The organism is Dokdonella fugitiva (assembly GCF_004342425.1).
Classification (GTDB): Bacteria; Pseudomonadota; Gammaproteobacteria; order Xanthomonadales; family Rhodanobacteraceae; genus Dokdonella_A; species Dokdonella_A fugitiva.
The window spans coordinates 60,192-77,346 of sequence record NZ_SLWQ01000007.1; the positions used below are offsets into that span (position 1 = coordinate 60,192).

13 protein-coding genes are annotated in these 17,155 nt (G+C 70.1%); 12 read left to right on the plus strand and 1 reads right to left on the minus strand.

Annotation, left to right across the window (positions count from 1 at the left end):
- Positions 1-9: 9 nt before the first annotated feature.
- The 12 genes from EV148_RS12850 to EV148_RS12905 all read left to right on the plus strand — a co-directional run bounded on the left by EV148_RS12850 (position 10) and on the right by EV148_RS12905 (position 16,655).
- Positions 10-1,737, plus strand: a complete 1,728-nt coding sequence (locus tag EV148_RS12850) for a sulfatase-like hydrolase/transferase (RefSeq protein WP_131998872.1) — start codon at positions 10-12, stop codon at positions 1,735-1,737.
- The gene (gene rnhB, locus EV148_RS12855) at positions 1,734-2,327 is read left to right on the plus strand and encodes a ribonuclease HII (protein WP_131998874.1); all 594 of its coding nucleotides are present in this window, start codon (positions 1,734-1,736) and stop codon (positions 2,325-2,327) included. Before EV148_RS12850 ends, rnhB begins: the two co-directional genes overlap by 4 nt.
- A gap of 213 nt (positions 2,328-2,540) precedes the next feature.
- Positions 2,541-3,005 (plus strand): hypothetical protein, encoded by a 465-nt coding sequence (locus EV148_RS12860; RefSeq protein WP_131998876.1) that lies wholly within the window; start codon positions 2,541-2,543, stop codon positions 3,003-3,005.
- Between the two features lie 125 nt (positions 3,006-3,130).
- On the plus strand, positions 3,131-4,822 hold the full coding sequence (locus EV148_RS12865) for a sulfatase-like hydrolase/transferase (RefSeq protein WP_131998878.1): 1,692 nt from the start codon (positions 3,131-3,133) through the stop codon (positions 4,820-4,822).
- 99 nt (positions 4,823-4,921) lie between these two features.
- On the plus strand, positions 4,922-8,416 hold the full coding sequence (gene dnaE, locus EV148_RS12870) for a DNA polymerase III subunit alpha (protein WP_131998880.1): 3,495 nt from the start codon (positions 4,922-4,924) through the stop codon (positions 8,414-8,416).
- Between the two features lie 132 nt (positions 8,417-8,548).
- A complete protein-coding gene (locus EV148_RS12875; protein ID WP_131998882.1) occupies positions 8,549-10,513 on the plus strand; it encodes a TonB-dependent receptor in 1,965 nt (654 codons plus the stop codon).
- Positions 10,514-10,926: 413 nt separating this feature from the next.
- On the plus strand, positions 10,927-12,033 hold the full coding sequence (locus tag EV148_RS12880; protein ID WP_241988083.1) for an alpha/beta fold hydrolase: 1,107 nt from the start codon (positions 10,927-10,929) through the stop codon (positions 12,031-12,033).
- Positions 12,034-12,090: 57 nt separating this feature from the next.
- Positions 12,091-13,104, plus strand: coding sequence for a tetratricopeptide repeat protein (locus tag EV148_RS12885; protein WP_131998886.1), 1,014 nt, complete (start codon positions 12,091-12,093; stop codon positions 13,102-13,104).
- Between the two features lie 43 nt (positions 13,105-13,147).
- On the plus strand, positions 13,148-13,543 hold the full coding sequence (locus tag EV148_RS12890) for a GFA family protein (RefSeq protein ID WP_131998888.1): 396 nt from the start codon (positions 13,148-13,150) through the stop codon (positions 13,541-13,543).
- Positions 13,544-13,580: 37 nt separating this feature from the next.
- Positions 13,581-14,171, plus strand: coding sequence for a pilin (locus EV148_RS12895; RefSeq protein WP_131998890.1), 591 nt, complete (start codon positions 13,581-13,583; stop codon positions 14,169-14,171).
- 64 nt (positions 14,172-14,235) lie between these two features.
- Positions 14,236-15,195, plus strand: coding sequence for an acetyl-CoA carboxylase carboxyltransferase subunit alpha (locus tag EV148_RS12900; RefSeq protein ID WP_131998892.1), 960 nt, complete (start codon positions 14,236-14,238; stop codon positions 15,193-15,195).
- Positions 15,196-15,260: 65 nt separating this feature from the next.
- Positions 15,261-16,655 (plus strand): hypothetical protein, encoded by a 1,395-nt coding sequence (locus EV148_RS12905; protein ID WP_131998894.1) that lies wholly within the window; start codon positions 15,261-15,263, stop codon positions 16,653-16,655.
- Positions 16,656-16,703: 48 nt separating this feature from the next.
- On the opposite strand, the gene EV148_RS12910 is transcribed toward EV148_RS12905, so the two are convergent.
- Positions 16,704-17,003 (minus strand): hypothetical protein, encoded by a 300-nt coding sequence (locus EV148_RS12910; RefSeq protein WP_131998896.1) that lies wholly within the window; start codon positions 17,001-17,003, stop codon positions 16,704-16,706.
- Between the last annotated feature and the right edge of the window lie 152 nt (positions 17,004-17,155).

The following is a 17,155-nucleotide window of genomic DNA, read 5'->3' on the forward strand; positions in this document are numbered from 1 at the left end:
CGCCGCCGCATGACGACGAGTCCCACGCCCCGCCGCACGCGACGGTTGCGCGCATTCGCGCTCGCCGCGTTCGCCGTGCTCGTCGTGTTCGGTCCGCTCGCCGAGAACACGGTGGACGAGAAGGTGTTCGCCTCCGCCCTCGTCGCGCTCGGCGTGCTGGCCGCGGCTTTCGCCAGCGCGCGCGTCGCGTTCTCGCTGCTGCTGGCGAGCCTGCTGTTCGGCATGGTGGAGGTCGCCGGCCGCCTCAAGTTCCTCTACCTGCAGACGCCGGTGCTGGCGCCGGACCTGCAGTACTTCGTCAACAGCGGCACGATCGAGGTCATCACGCACTACCCGCTGCTGCTCGGCGTCAGCCTCGCGGCGATCCTGCTGGTGCCGCTGCTCCTCGTGCTGTCGTTCATGGGCGAGCGCCCGGCGCTGTTCGCCGCGCGCCCGCGCGCGCAGCGCGCCGCCGCGCGCATGGCGGGCACGCTCGCCGCCTGCGGCCTGCTCGTCGCGTGCGTTTCGCCGGACGGTCCGTTCAACGGCGTATTCGGCAAGCCGATGTGGATCGCGATCAACGACAAGAGCTTCCTCACCGACTTCTTCACCTCGTTCAACGACACGGTCATCAACGAGCCGAAGAGCCCGCCCGACGTCGACCGCAGCATCGAATGGAAACTCGCGCGGCCGATGCAGGCGCCGCCTAAGCTGCCCGACGTCGTGCTCGTGCTCGAGGAGAGCACGTTCGACCCGCGCATCCTCAAGCTGTGCACGATCCCGCAGTGCCGCCGCCGCATGTTCGACGCGGACAAGCGCACGCGCGCGCACGGGCCGATGACCGTGCACACGTTCGGCGGCGGCACCTGGACGAGCGAATTCTCCGCGCTCACCGGCCTCGCCCACACGCTGTTCGGCAACGCCGGCCTGTATGCGCCGTACAACCTCGCGCCGCGCGTCGCCTACACGCTGCCGCATGCATTCAAGCGCGCCGGCTATCGCGCCGTCGCGCTGTACCCGATGAGTGGCGACTTCCTCAATGCGCGCAATGCCTACGACTACTACGGCTTCGACGCGTTCTACGACGGCACCGAATACGGCCTCGGCTGGACCAGCCACGACGCCGACCTGCTCGAGGTGTTCGAGCGGGTGTACGCGGACGAGAAGCGCGTGCACCCCGACACGCCGCTGTTCGTCTTCATGCTGACCCTCCACCAGCACGGCCCGCACATGACGCCGCTGGCCGAGCTGCCGCCACCGTACGACAAGCCGCTGTTCCCCGGCAGGTTCAAGCCGAAGGCGCTCGACGAGTGGCTCAACATGAACCTCGGCAACTACCTCGAGCGGCTCGGGCAGTCCGACGCGATGCTCGCCGACCTGGAGAAATTCCTGCTCGACGGCCAGCATCCCGCCGTCCTCGCCCATTTCGGCGACCACCAGCCGTCGTTCGACGGCGCGATCAACGAGATCCCCAAGGACGTGCCGAAGGAGGCGGGACCGATCGCGCACTGGGTGACCTATTACATGATCAAGTCGAATTTCCCGGTGCGCCAGCGCTACGATTACCCGGTGCTGGACATCTCGTTCCTCGGCTCGCTCGTGCTCGACGTCGCCGGGGTGCCGAAGGACGCGTACTACCAGGCCAATACGCTGCTGCGCGAACGCTGCAAGGGCCGTTACCTCGACTGCAAGGACACGAAGTTGGTCGCGTCGTACCACGACTACATCTTCGCCACGCTCGGCGAGTTGCACGAATGAGCGGGCTGCGCTTCCGGCGCGTCGCCGGCGTCGACGAGGCAGGGCGCGGCCCGCTCGCGGGGCCGGTCGTCGTCGCCGCGGTGATCCTCGATCCGCGCCGGCCGATCGACGGCCTCGCCGACTCCAAGGTGCTGAGCGAGGCGCAGCGCGACGAACTCGCGCCGCGCATCCGCGCGCAGGCGCTGGCCTGGTCGGTGGTCGCGGTGGACATCGACGAGATCGAGCGCCTGAACATCCTCGGCGCGACCCTCGTCGGCATGGAGCGCGCGCTGCGCGCGCTGCAGGCCGCGCCCGCGCTCGCCCTCATCGACGGCAACCGCCTGCCGAAGAACCTGCCCTGCCGCGCCCGCGCAATTGTCGACGGCGACGCGACCGAGCCCGCGATCGGCGCCGCCTCGATCCTTGCCAAGACCGAACGCGACCGCATCATGCGCGAACTCGACGGCGCCCATCCCGGCTACGGCTTCGCGCGCCACAAGGGCTATTCCACGCCCGAGCATCTCGGCGCGCTCGAACGCCTCGGCCCCTGCCCGATCCATCGGCGCGGCTTCGAGCCGGTGCGCCGGCTGCTCGAACCCGAACTGTTCTGAGCCGCTCCCGCGGGGCTGGTGCATTTCGGAAGGATGCGGACCTCGGCGCAGCGGGCGACGCGCGTCCCGGCGCGCTGCGCAGCGAAACGGACAGGCCGGCGATACCTGAACGGCATGGCGGCCGCGCGCTGGCACCCGCAGGCGATCGGAGTATCCTTGTGCACTGGCTGAAGAATGCTCCGCATGCCGCGCCGCGGCCGGAGGGGATGTGAGATGACTCGCGTGCACTCGATGACCTGCCGCCTCGCGGCGGCCTGCCTGTTCGGATCGTTTGCCGGTGCGACGCTCGCACAGACCTGTGGCTCGCCCCTGCCCTTGCCGCCGGGCGGCATGGTCGAAACGACGAGCTGTGGCCAGATGTTCGACGGCGGCGCCGTGTCCGGCCCGGGCGCGGTGCTGGATTTCACCCTCGAGCATCCGAGTTCGGTCACCTTCGGCGTCTTCGCCAGCCAGTTCACGCCGTCGGTCTGCGTACTGCCGGCGGGTGATTGCGGCACGGGTACCTGCATCGCGACCGGCGACGCCGGCAGGCCGGCATCGGTCGACCCGCTGCCCGAAGGCTCGTACTGGGTGATCGTCACCGCCTCGCCGTTCGACGCGCCCGGTGCCTGCGGCTTGTTCGAACTCGTGAACGACACGCAGGCCGCGGACACGATCCTCGCCGACGGCTTCGACTGAGGTCCGCACGCCGGCCTGCATGGCGGCGTCTGCGCAAACCGCATCTGCGCGGTGCGACCGACTGCGACGGTACACTTGCGTGGACCGTCCGTAGGGCGACGGCCATTGCGAAAGGGATTTCAACGGTGTTCGACAGGACGGCGTGGCGCGCGATCGCGCGGGTGTCCGGCTTCGGCGCATTCGCGCTGATCGTGTTCCGCATCTGCGGCAGCGAGGCGGACCTCGCCGCGCGCCTCTATTGCATCTCGCTGATGCTCGCATTCGGCGCCTTCGTCGCGGTCGCGAGCGGGCGCGCCGCGTTCGGCTTCCTCGTCTCCGCCGCCGCGGCGGGAACCATCTGGCTGGTCAGCACGCTCAAGCTCGCCTACCTGCACGAGCCCTTGTTCGCACCCGACGTGCGCTACCTCGGCAATACCTTGTTCAGCGAGGTGATCGAGCACTACCCGGCGATGCTGCGCAAATGCATCGCGGTGCTGCTGGTCGCTCCCCTCTTCGCGATCGCGCTCTGGCGACTCGAATCGCCGGGCTGGTGGCATGGGCGCCGGCGCGTGCACGGCTTGTCGGCGTTCGCCGCGTTGTCGGGGCTGCTCGCGCTGGCGTGGCCGCAAGGCCCGTTCGCGCAGGTGTACGCGGTGCCCGCATGGGACTTCCTCGAACAGGGCCAGCGCAACCCGGTGACGACCTTCCTGCGCTCGATCGGCCGCATGCGTGTGAGCTTGCCGGCACATGATGGCGACGCGTCGGCCTACGACTGGGGAGGCGCCACGGCGCAAGCCGCCGCGATGACGCGCCCTGACCTCGTCGCGGTGCTCGAGGAGAGCACGCTCGACCCGCGCTCGTGGGCCGACTGCACGAGCCCGCGCTGCCAGTTCGACCTGTTCGGCGCCGACGCCTGGACGCGCGCGCACGGCCTCTTGCGCGTGCACACCTACGGGGGCGGCACCTGGACGAGCGAATTCGCGTTCCTCGCCGGCCTGCCGCACACGCTGTTCGGCCCGGCCGGCCTGTACGCACCGTACAACCTCGCACCACGCCTGCACGAGAGCCTGCCGCGCCATCTCAGGGCGCTCGGCTATCGCACCGTCGCGATCTATCCGATGCCGCGGCGCTTCGTGCGCGCCGCCGAGGCATACAGGGATTACGGCTTCGACGAATTCCACGACGCGCAGGAACTGGGCCTGCAATGGGAGACGACCGACATCGAACTCGTCGACCGGGTCGAGGCGATCCACCGCCGGCTGCGCGCCGAAGACGACCGGCCGCTGTTCCTCATGGTGCTCACGATGCGCCAACACGGCCCGCACGACCAACCGCTCGACGCGCTGCCGCCGCCGTGGAACGAGCCGCCCGCGCCACGCCTCGACGCGCGCGCGAACCGCAACATCGGCACCTACCTCTACCGCCTGCAGCAGTCGCAGCAGGCGCTGGCGAAGCTGCGCGACTACCTGTTCGCCGCGGGGCGGCCGGTCGTGTTCGCGCATTTCGGCGACCACCATCCGTCGTTCGACGGCATCGAGGCTTCGCTCGCGAGCGCGTTGCCGCCCGCGCTCGCCGACCGCGCCGGCACGCTCACCTACTACCGCATCGACAGCAACATCGCCGGCGTGGCGGCGCTGCAGCCGGGGCAACCGCTCGACATCGCCTATCTCGCCGGCCTCGTGCTCGACGCCGCGGGCCTCCCGCGCGGCAGTTACTTCGAGGCGAACGCGCGCCTGCGCGAGCGCTGCGCGGGGCGATTCCAGGACTGCGCCGACAAGGCCGTACTCGCGTCGTTCCATGCCTACGCCTTCGGCCGGCTCGGCATCGTCGGGGACTGACCGGCCCCGCGGTCGCGACGCGATACACGGGCTCCTTGTCAACCTTGCCGCAGGCAGGGGCAGCGACTAGGCTGGACCATCCCCGCGTCCGCTGCGCCCATGCCCCCCGGTTTCGTCCACCTGCACGTCCACAGCGAGTATTCGCTGACCGATTCGACGATCCGCGTCGGTGACCTCGTCACCGCATGCGCGCAGGCGGACATGCCCGCGGTCGCGCTGACCGACCAGAGCAACCTGTTCGCGCTGGTGAAGTTCTACAAGGCGGCCGAAAGCGCCGGCATCAAGCCGATCGCGGGCTGCGACCTCTGGCTCGCCGACCCGGACGACCGCGCCCGCCCGCAGCGCGTGACCGTGCTGTGCCAGGACCGCGCCGGCTACCTCAACCTGTCGCGCCTGGTTTCGCGCGCCTATGCGGAAAACCGCCATGGCGACCATGCGCTCGTCGAGGCGGGCTGGCTGGCCGAGGCGAACCACGGGCTGATCGTGCTCGCCGGGCAGGACAGCGACATCGGCCGCCTGTTGCTCGCCGGCCGCGACGAGGCGGCGCGCGCGCGCACGGACTGGTGGCGCACGCATTTCCCCGAGCGCTGCTACCTCGAGGCGACGCGCGTGCACCGCGCGCACGAGGACGCCTTCCTCGCCGGCGCGCTCGACCTCGCCACGCGCTTCGACCTGCCGATGGTCGCGAGCAACGACGTGCGCTTCCTCGTGCGCGACGACTTCGAGGCCCACGAGGCGCGCGTGTGCATCCACGCCGGCCGCGTGCTGGCCGATCCCAAGCGGCCGCGCGAGTACACGCCCGAGCAGTACCTGAAGTCGCCGCGCGAGATGGCGCAGGCCTTCGCCGACCTGCCGGAGCTGCTCGAGAACACGGTCGAGCTGGCCAAGCGCTGCAACCTCGAACTCTCGTTCGGCACCTACTTCCTGCCCGCGTTCCCGGTACCGGCCGAGCACACGCTCGACAGCTACATCCGTTCGCAGGCACACGAGGGCCTGCTGCGGCGCCTCGCGGCGCGGCCGGAAGCCCCCGGCTTCACGCGCGACGACTACGTGCGCCGGCTCGATCGCGAGCTCGACGTGATCGTGCAGATGGGGTTTCCCGGCTACTTCCTCATCGTCGCCGACTTCATCAACTGGGCGAAGTCGAACGACATCCCGGTCGGCCCGGGCCGCGGCTCCGGCGCGGGCTCGCTGGTCGCCTACGCGCTCGGCATCACCGACCTCGATCCGCTGCGCTACGGCCTGCTGTTCGAACGCTTCCTCAATCCCGAGCGCGTGTCGATGCCGGACTTCGACGTCGACTTCTGCATGGACCGGCGCGACGAGGTGATCGACTACGTCGCGCGCAAGTACGGCCGCGACCGCGTCAGCCAGATCATCACCTACGGCACGATGGCCGCGAAGGCGGTGCTGCGCGACACCGGCCGCGTGCTCGGCATGCCCTACGGCCAGGTAGACCGCATCGCCAAGCTGATCCCGAAGATGCCGCTCGACCTCACGCTCGAGGACGCGCTCGGCCGCTCGGAGAAATCGCGCAAGGAACCTGACCGCGTCGTGTCCGAGTTCAAGGCGCTGTACGAGAGCGACGAGGAAGCGCGCGAGCTGGTCGACCTCGCGCTCAAGCTCGAGGACCTCACGCGCAACGCGGGCAAGCACGCCGGCGGCGTCGTCATCGCGCCCGGCCCGCTGCACGAGTACGCGCCGCTCTATTCCGAGGGCGGCGACGGCGTCGTCACGCAGTACGACAAGGACGACGTCGAGGCGGTCGGCCTCGTCAAGTTCGACTTCCTCGGCCTGCGCACGCTCACGATCATCGACTGGGCGGTGAAGGCGATCAATGCACGGCGCAGGCTCGCCGGCGAAGCGCCGATCGACATCGCGACGATCCCGCTCGACGACCCGGCGGTGTTCGCCTTGCTGCGCAAGGCACAGACCGTGGCGGTGTTCCAGTTCGAATCACGCGGCATGCAGGGCGCGCTCAAGGACGCCAAGCCCGACCGCTTCGAGGACATCATCGCGCTCGGTGCGCTGTATCGCCCGGGCCCGATGGACCTCATCCCGAGTTACTGCGCGCGCAAGCTCGGCCGCGAGCCGATCGAATATCCCGACCCGCGCGTCGAGCCTGTCCTGAAAGAGACCTACGGCATCATGGTCTACCAGGAACAGGTCATGCAGATGGCGCAGATCGTCGGCGGCTACACGTTCGGCGGCGCCGACCTGTTGCGCCGCGCGATGGGCAAGAAGAAGGTCGAGGAAATGGCCAGGCACCGCGCAATCTTCCGCGAAGGTGCGGCCGCCAACGGCGTCGCCGAGGCGAAGGCGGACGCCGTGTTCGACCTCATGGAGAAGTTCGCCGGCTACGGCTTCAACAAGTCGCACGCCGCCGCGTACGCGCTCGTCTCGTACCAGACCGCATGGCTGAAGGCGCACTACCCGGCCGAGTTCATGGCGGCGGTGCTGTCCTCGGACATGGACAACACCGACAAGGTGGTGAACTTCCTCGGCGAAGCGCGCGCGCTCGGCCTCGAGGTGCTGCCGCCGGACATCAACGCGTCGAACTACATGTTCGAGGCGACCGACGCGAGGACGATCCGCTACGGCCTCGGCGCGGTGAAGGGCGTCGGCCGCGGCGCGGTCGAGAGCATCGTCGAGGCACGCCGGCGCGGCCCGTACACCGACCTCGCCGACCTCTGCGCGCGCGTCGACGCGACCAAGCTCAACAAGCGCGTCTACGAGGCGCTGATCCTGTCCGGCTCGCTCGATGCGCTGGCGAAGAACCGCGCGAGCCTCGCCGCGCAACTGCCCGAGGCGATGCGCGCGGCCGAGCAGCAGGCGCGCAACGCCGAAGCGGGCCAGTTCGACATCTTCGGCAGCGCGGCGACGGCGGCCAGCCCGACCCGGATCGTCCTGCCCGAGGTCGACGAATGGCCGGTCGCGCAGCGCCTCGCCGGCGAGCGCGACACGCTCGGCCACTATCTCTCGGGGCATCCGACCGACGCCTGGCGCGACCTGCTCGGCGCGATCACGACCTGCGCGATCGGCGAGATCGACAAGCACTACCGGCCACCGGCGCGCGAAGGCCGCAGCCGCTTCGCCGACCTGCAGGCATTCACGCTCGCCGGTTCCGTCGTGGCGCTGCGCAAACAGGGCGACAACCGTGCGTTCGTCACCGTCGAGGACGGATCGGGCCGGTTCGAGGCCGTGCTCTACCGCGAGACCTGGATCGAGTTCGGGCCGCTGCTCACGCGCGACGCGATCCTCGTCTTCCAAGGTGGCCTCGGCATGGACGACTTCTCCGGTGGCTACCAGTTGCGCGTGCAGAACGTCGCCACGCTCGAGGCGGCCTGCGAGCGCCGCGCACGCGTGCTGCGCCTGCGCCTCAATGGCGTCGACGGCACCTTCGCCGCGCGCCTGCACGGCGCGCTGGCGGGCCACCGCGGCGGCCACACGCTCGTGCGCCTGAGCTATCGCAATGCGACCGGCCAGGCCGAGATCGAACTCGGCAACGAATGGCGGGTGCGCGCCAATCCCGCGCTCGCCGATGCGCTGCGCGCGCTGGACGGCGTCCTCGCCGCGGACCTCGTGTTCGGGTGAGCGGCTCCAGGCCACACTACGCCTGCAGGCTGATTTCGACTGGGTCCAATGGCTGATTTCCACACTGACCGGTCTTCCTAGACTGGGTGGACACCTCGCCATCCGGGCGAGGCCGATCTCTGGGGGATCGACATGTTGCAGACCTTGACGCGCAGCGCCTTCGCTGCCGCCTTGAGCGTGGCCGCCTGCGCGACCGTACCTGCGCTGGCGGAGGAAAAACCCGACAGCCTCGCCGAATACGAGGACCTCGACGAGGACCAGGACGGCCGCCGCGGCCGGCGGCGCGACACCGTGGACGCATGGCACGGCGAAACCGTGCTGGTCACCGCCAAGGGCACCGCGGCCGACGACCCGGACGCACTCGCGACCGACGTCGTGCGCTGGGACGAAGCGATCGCGGCACCGTCCGACGTGCAGGACCTCGTCACGCGCGTGCCGGGCGTCGGCGCGACCGGCCAGAACGGCTTGTTCGAGACGTTCTCGATCCGCGGCAGCGGCGCGAACGGCATCCTGATCCTGCTCGGCGGCATGCCGCTCAGCGCGCAGCGTCGCGCCGGCGTGCCGATTTCCTTCGTCGAACCCGCCCTGCTCGGCGACATCCGCGTAACGCGCGGCCCGGCGGTGGTCCATTACGGACCGGGCGCACTCGGCGGCGCGATCTCGATCGAACCGCGCTGGTTCGATGCCTCGTTCCTGCAGGCCGGCTATGCGACCGCGGGTGATGAAGCGAATGTCGTCGCCGGTTTCGGCTCGGACCGATTCTCGCTCGCCGCCGCGCGGCACCAGGCCGGCGACAGCCGCTCGCCCGACGACGTACCGCTCAACACGAGCTACCGCCGCGAGAGCGCGACCCTGCAATACCGCGAGCGCTTCGGCGCGTTCGACGTCGATGCGCTGCTGCTGCCCTCGCGCACCGAGAACATCGGCAAGTCCAACAGCCGCTATCCGACGCGTGACACGACCTATCCGGAAGACAGCCATACGGTCGGCCGCGTGCGCATCCGCCACGACGGCGGTTTCGAGGCGAGCGCCTACGCGCACGACCAGTACCTCGGTACCTGGAACCGCCGTCCCGGCTCGCCCGACACCTTCGCCGCCGTCAGCAGCGTCGATGCCGGCATGACCGTGCAGCAGACGTTCGACGCCGGCGCCTTCAGCAACGACGTCGGCATCGAGTACCTCGGCCGGCGTGACGTCACCGCCTACGACGCGTCGGGCTCGACACTCAACCGGCGTTACAGCCTGCGCAACGCGAAGGAAGACGCCTGGTCGCTGTTCGCGACGAGCGACTGGCGCGTGTCCGATGCGCTCGCGCTCGAGTTCGGCGCGCGCCGCACCTGGGTCGAGCAGGAGCAGCGCGGCGCCAGCGTCGACGACGCCGACCACGCGTTCACGGCCGGCGCGGCATGGACGCCCGCCGACGGCCACCGCATCACGTTCAACGCGTCGACCGGCTACCGCTTCCCCACGCTCGAGGAACGCTACTACAGCGGCGTCACCGCGCAGGGCGAGATCGTCGGCAACCCGAATCTCGGTTCGGAACGTTCGCGCGGCGTCGATCTCGGCTACGCCTGGCACGACGATGCATGGAGTTTGGAAGCGCACGCGTGGCGCAACGTCGTCGACGACCTGATCCAGCTCACCGACCTCGCACCCGATGTCAACGGCTACGGCAACGTCGGCGAAGGCACCTTGCACGGTGCCGAAGTCGCGCTCGGCTGGGCGGCACCGGCGCCGGGCCTCGCGCTGCGCGCGAGCGCGGCGGTCGTGCGCGGCCACGACGAGACCGGTCGCCCGTTGTACGGCATCCCGCCGGTGACGGCCGAGCTCGAAGCGCGCTACGCGCGCGGCGACTGGAGCGTCGGCGCGCGTTACAGCCATCGCTGGAAGATGGACCGTCCCGGCTTCGAGGAAGTCGAACGCGACGCGGTCGACGTCGTCGACGCCGACCTGCGCTGGCGCCTGCGCGACGGGCTCGACCTGCAGTTCTACCTGCGCAACGCGTTCGACGAGAACTACTACGCGACCGCCGACGAACTGTCGACGTTCGCGCAGGAACGTTCGATCGGCGTCAACCTCGTGTGGACGTTGCACTGACCGCGACATGAAGGCGGTGCGTGCCGACGCGGCACGCACCGCGCTCCCGCCTCGCGCGTGGAGCGCGACGGTCGCCCGCATCGGCACCGGCAGCCGGCGTCGGACTGGACCCCATGTCGGCGATGGCGCCGACGGCCTGCTCCATCTCGACGATCCCGGCCCGGCGTACCCGCCACCGACGACCCCACCTCGAACCGCACTTCCGGCAGGAACTGCGCCGCCGCATCGCGATCATCGCGGCGTGGAACGGCCAGGACTTCATGCCGTTCCTCGACGAACGGGGGCGCGTGGCACGCGAGAATCCACCTGCGCGCCGAGCGTCGCGCCACGTCGCGCGCGGCATCGGGCGGTTGCTACCATCGCAGGCTTGCGCGCGTCGCTCGCCGGCGCGATCCATGATCGAGGTCATCGCCGTGAAAGCCCTGTTGGCCCTGCTGCTGCCATTCGTCCTGTCCGTGACCGCGCGCGCGCAGGATTGCCCCGACGTCGCGCCGTACGCGAAGGCGCGCGAAGTGATCCGCGACCTCGACCGCATCGTCGCGCCCGACGGCGTGCAGGAGGCGTACGCGGCCAAGATCGGCGGCATCGACCAGTGGCTGCACGTGCGCGGCCAGGACCGGCGCAATCCGGTCATCCTGTTCGTGCACGGCGGCCCCGCCGCGCCGGTGACGCCGACGCTGTGGCAGTTCGAGCGACCGCTGGAGGAGTACTTCACGATCGTCAACTGGGACCAGCGCGGCGCCGGCAGGACCCACGCGACCGTGGACCCGGCGTCGATCGCCGACACGATCCACATCCAGCGTTACGTCGACGACGCGATCGAAGTCGCCGAATACGTGCGCAAGCGCTATCACCAGGACAAGCTCGTGCTGATGGCGCACAGCTGGGGCACGATCGTCGCGACGAAGGCCGCGCTCGCGCGCCCCGACCTGTTCCACGCCTACGTCGGCATCGGCCAGGTCGTGAACACGCGCGAGAACGAGCGCATCAGCTTCGACTACGGCCTGGCGCAGGCGAAGGCGCACGGCAACACCGCCGCGGTGAAGGAACTCGAATCGATCGCGCCGTATCCGGGCGACCAGCCGATCACGCGCGAGCGGATCATCATCGCGCGCAAGTGGGCGCAGTACTACGGCGGGCTCAGCGCGTTCCGCGAGGAATCGAAGTACTACTTCGACGGCGCACTGCTGTCGCCCGACTACGATGCGGACGCGGTCTGCGCGATCGACCGCGGCAACGTGTTCACGCTCGGCCGCATCCTGCCCGAGTTCCTCGCCGTCGATTTCACCGGCGTGCGGCGCTTCCCGATCCCGATCGTGATGTTCATGGGCCGCCACGACTACACGACGCCTTCGGCACCGACCGCGACATGGCTCGAGCGGATGCAGGCGCCGTCGAAGCAGGCGGTGTGGTTCGAGCGCTCCGCGCACATGATCCCGTGGGAAGAGCCGGGCAAGACGCTGGCGAGCCTGCTCACCTACGTGCGCCCGCTCGCCGAAGGCAGGCGCAAGGCGCGCTGAAGCCGGCGGCGGGCGCGCTAGAATGCGCGTCCCGCCGCCCTGCCCAACGGACTGTCGATGAACCGCGTCGCCGTCGCGCTCGCCCTGCTGCTTTCGTGTTCGCTCACCACCGCGGAACCGGCCGCGAAGGCCGCGCTGTCCGAGGCCGACGCCGCGGCGCTGCGCCATGCCGCGGGCCTGCTCGATGCGTATCGCGGCGACGACGCCAGCCCGCTCGAGACGGCGCGTACTGAACTCGACGCCATCGTCGCGGCGAACCCGCATCATGCACCCGCATGGCGCGAGCTCGCGCGCTATCGCATGATGAGTGGACACGTCGGCGGCGGCGACTTCGCGCCCGGCGCGCTCGAAGCCGCGGACGAAGCGCTCGGCAAGGCGATCGCGAGCGATCCCGCCTATGCGGCAGCGTACGTGCTGCGCGGCCAGCTGTACCGGCTCATGAAGCGCCCGGAGGACGCAATCGCCGCGCTGAAGAAGGCCGAAAGCCTCGGCAGCGACGATCCCTGGCTGCACAACAACTGGGCCGACCTCTTGCTCGACCAGGGCAAGTTCATCGAGGCCGGCGAGCACTACCGCAAGGTCGCCGACGACGAAAAGGCACCGCTCAAGGCGCGCCTCGCCGCAACGGAAGGACTCATCGAGTTCCATCTCGACGCCGGCGAGCTCGACCGCGCGGACGCGATGTTCCGGCGACTCGTCGCACTCGAACCCGGCTCGGCGCGCGGCCACACCGCATACGCGCAGTTCCTGCTCTGCCAGCGCGAGGACTACGACGGGGCGATCGCGCGTGCGCGCGCAGGACTCGCCCTCGAGAACCAGGAAGCGACACGCTACTGGCTCGCCGCGGCGCTGTACCGGCGCTGGGCACAGGCCATCGTCGTCGACGCCAGGCCCGAGGCCGGCAAGGCCGCCTTCGCCGAAGCGCAGGCGATCTTCCCCGGCGTCGCCGAGGTCGCGGCGAATGCGGCGACCTGCCCGGCGCTCGATTTCGTCGCGCAGGCGTACGCGGAGCAGGCCAAGTCCGAGGCCGCGCCGGCGAAGGACGAGGCGGCGACGACGCCGTCGCACTGACGGGCGTTACGCCCATCCCGGCCCCATCCAGGCGGAGCATGACATGCATGGCGGCAGTTGCCTGTGCGGTACCGTGCGCTACGAGATCCGCGGCGATCTCGGCGCAGCATACTTCTGCCATTGCTCGCGCTGCCGCAAGGCGAGCGGCTCGGCGTTCGCGGCGAACGTCGTCGTCGACGGCGACGACTTCGCGATCGTCGCCGGTGCCGATGCGATCGGCCGGTACCGCTCGAGCCCGATGCTCGTGCGCGAGTTCTGCACGCGTTGCGGTTCGCCGCTGGCGAGTCGCCGCGACGGCGTGAACCAGGTACGCGTGCGTATGGGTACGCTCGACACGCCGCAGGCGCGCTGTCCCGGCGCGCACATCTTCGTCGCGTCCAAGGCCGACTGGTTCGAGATCCACGACGACCTGCCGCAGCACGCCGACCGGCCGGCGTGACGACGCCTTCCTCCGCTACCGGCCACGGGATCCGGCGATGAAATCGCTGTCGTTGCGGTTCGCCGCGACGTTCGTCGCGATCATCGTCCTGCTCGCCGCCTACGATGCGTGGCATTCGCCGCGTGGGCGCGCGCGGTCCACGCACGACGATCACGCCTTCGGACCGGCCCGCCTGCCGGCGCCCGCGGTCAGGGCGGAGAGCGCCGCGGTGGACGGCGACGACGGCGCGACCCATGCGATGCTCGCCGCGCTGCCGCAGGCGAACGCGATCCTCGCCGGCGACATCGCCGCGACCACCGGCGTGCGCGTCGCCTTGACCGAGTGCTACTACACGCAAGGTCGCTGGCCCGACACCCCCGCGAGCTGCGGCATCGACCCCGACGCATACCGCGGCCAGCTGCTCGAGCGCGTGCGCATCGAAGCGGATGGGCGCTACGTCGCGGTGTTGCGCGCCGGCCACGGCCTGCCGGCCGGCGAGATCCGCTTCACGCCGACGTCCAGCGGCACGGCCCTGCGGTGGGAGTGCAGCACGCCGAGCTATCCGGACATCGCGCGCGTGCTGCCGGCCTGCCGCTACGAGCCGCGTGCATCCGCCAGCCTGGCGACGCCCGCCCGCACCGGCTCCTGACCGGACCCGTCCGAGCGGCTATACTTCGCCCTTTGCGCCTCCGCCCTGGCGCGAACTGCAGCGAATGAATCCGAACTTCCTCGATTTCGAACAGCCTATCGCCGAACTGGACGCCAAGATCCAGGAACTGCGCCATGCCAGCCGTGGCCAGGCATTCAACATCGAGGACGAGATCGCAACGCTGCAGGACAAGCTGAAGACGAAGACCGCCGAGATCTTCCGCAACCTGACGCCCTGGCAGGTCGCCCAGCTGTCGCGCCATCCGGCTCGCCCGTACACGCTCGACTACGTCGGCGTGATCTGCGAGGAATTCCACGAACTCGCCGGCGACCGCGCCTACGCGGACGATGCCGCGATCGTCGGCGGCCTCGGCCGCATCGATGGTCGCAGCGTCATGATCATCGGCCACCAGAAGGGGCGCGACACCAAGTCGAAGATCCGCCGCAACTTCGGCATGCCGCGGCCGGAGGGCTATCGCAAGGCGCTGCGCCTCATGCAGATGGCCGAACGCTTCCGCCTGCCGATCCTCACCTTCATCGACACGCCGGGCGCCTATCCCGGCGTCGGTGCGGAGGAACGCGGGCAGAGCGAGGCGATCGCGCGCAACCTGCTCGAAATGGCCCGCCTCGAGGTGCCGATCGTTTGCACCGTCGTCGGCGAAGGCGGTTCGGGCGGAGCCCTCGCGATCGGTGTCGGCGACCGTACCAACATGCTCGAGTACAGCACGTATTCGGTGATCACGCCGGAAGGTTGCGCATCGATCCTGTGGAAGACCGCCGAACGCGCCAAGGACGCGGCCGAGGCCCTCGGCATGACCGCGCCACGCCTGCTCGAACTCGGCCTCGTCGACAAGGTCGTGCGCGAACCGCTCGGCGGCGCGCATCGCAATCCGCGCGGCATGGCGGTGCGCCTCAAGGCGGTGCTGCTGAACCAGCTCGACGAGCTCGGCACGCTGCAGATCCCCGCCCTGCTCGACAAGCGCTACCAGCGCCTGCGCAGCTACGGTGCCTTCAGCGGCGGCTGATCGCGTCGCCGCATTGCGCGAGCCGTGCATCCGCGCATGAACATCCCCCACCCGCCACGGCCCGCATGAAGGCGACGTCGCTTCGCCGCGCGCTGCTGCGCATGCCGTGCTGCCTGCTCCCGCTCGCGGCCACCCTCGCCGGCGCGGCCGAGGAGGAGCCGGTCGTCGACGCCGCCAGCCTCGTGCAACCGGCCCTGCTCTCGGGCCCGGGCTTCAGCGTCGATCCGCACGTCGAACTGCGCGGTTACATGGCGCGCTTCACGCTGGACACGCCGTACGGTCCGCTGCAGGCGGACAGCGTCGAGATCCTCGCCGAACGCGAAGCGGAGTTGCCGGCGCTCGAGGCACTCGAGAAGGTCACGCGTTCGGAGGCCTTCCTGCGCGCGGCCGGCGATCGCATCGGCACGACGGCGAAGGCGCTCGCCAACGTCGTGCTGCACCCGATCGACAGCGTGACCGGCATTCCCGCAGGCGTCGCGCGCTATTTCAGCGAGCGCCTCGCGAAGATCGGCACGCAGGCGCAGAGCGCATCCGACCGCGTCGCGCGCCGGTTCGGCAACGAAGGCGACCCGTATCCAGACGACGACGGCCCGATGACGGACGGACGCGACGATGCTGCCGGCGAGCCGCCGCGCAAGAAGCACTGGTACTCCTCGATCGCGCGCGAGGCCGGCCGCGAGTTCAAGCGCCAGGTGAAGTACGGCAAGGCCAAGCGCGAGATCGCGCAGCGCCTCGGCATCGACCCCTACACGCGCAATCCCTACGCGCAGGAGCGGCTGTCCGCACTCGCCTGGGTCGGCAGCGCCGGCGATTTCGGCGCCGGCGGCGCGCTCGGCACGATCGGCGGCGTCGGTGCCGGCGTGCTCGCGCAGGGCCTGCGCGTCAACAGCATCGTCTGGAAACTCGCGCCGGACGACCTGCGCGCGCGCAATCGCGAGCGCCTGCAGCGCCATTGCCGCGACGAACTGCTGATCCGCCAGTTCCTGCGCCGCGGCGCGTTCTCGCCGACGCTGCAGACCGCGTTCGCCGACGCGCTCGATGCGCTGCAACCCGCGCAGGGTTGCGACGACGTGCTCGAGCTCGGAATGACCGCAGATTCCGACCTCGAAGCGCGCTTTCTCGTCAATGCACTGCGCCTGCTCGATGCGCATCTCGGCGCGCGCGCGAAACAGGGCACGCTGCAGCGCGTCGGTGCGGGGCTGGCCTACAAGGCCGCGAATGGCGAACTCGTGCTGCCGTTGCCGGTCGATCGCCTCAGCGCGACCACCGACGTCGAACGCTTCCTCGACCGGCCCGAATTCCGCGTGAAGAACAAGACCGTGCTGATCGGCGGCGACGCGAGCCTGGCCGCGCGCCGTGCGCTCACCGAGCGCGGCTGGAACATCGTGATCGGCGTGCGCCGCGCGGGCGCGCCGCCGTATGCGCGCAGCGGCGAACCGTCTCCGGTCGACGTCGACTAGGGCGCTGCGTGCGGGATGACGGCATCGTGCCGCCATCCCGCGCGACACTCATTCGACTTCGATCTCGAGGCCGCCGACCATGCCGGCGACGAGGTTGTAGACCGCCGCGCCGATCACGCCGGCGAGGAATCCCGTCACGCCGTACATGATCGGCAGGAAGATCACCATGCCGATGCCGCCGAGCATGCCGAGTGCGCCCGCCGCCGCCGTGCCGTCGGAGCCGCCGGTGAGGCCGGCGAGCATCGTGCCGAACAGCAGGAAGCACAGGCCGATGATGAGGCCGAACAAGGCCATGATGCTGGCCTGGATCACGCCTGCCTTGAGTACGCCGATGCGCTTGATGACCATTGAATCCCCTCCCAGGATGGATGACAGGTCCGCGGCGACCCCGCTGCCGCTCGTGCAGCCTAGACCCGCGCCGCACCAGCGGCAACCGCGGCGCCTCGCAGGGCGCGCTCGCGACCGTCGCGCCGCCGCGTCGCGACGCGGTGCTGCGCTAC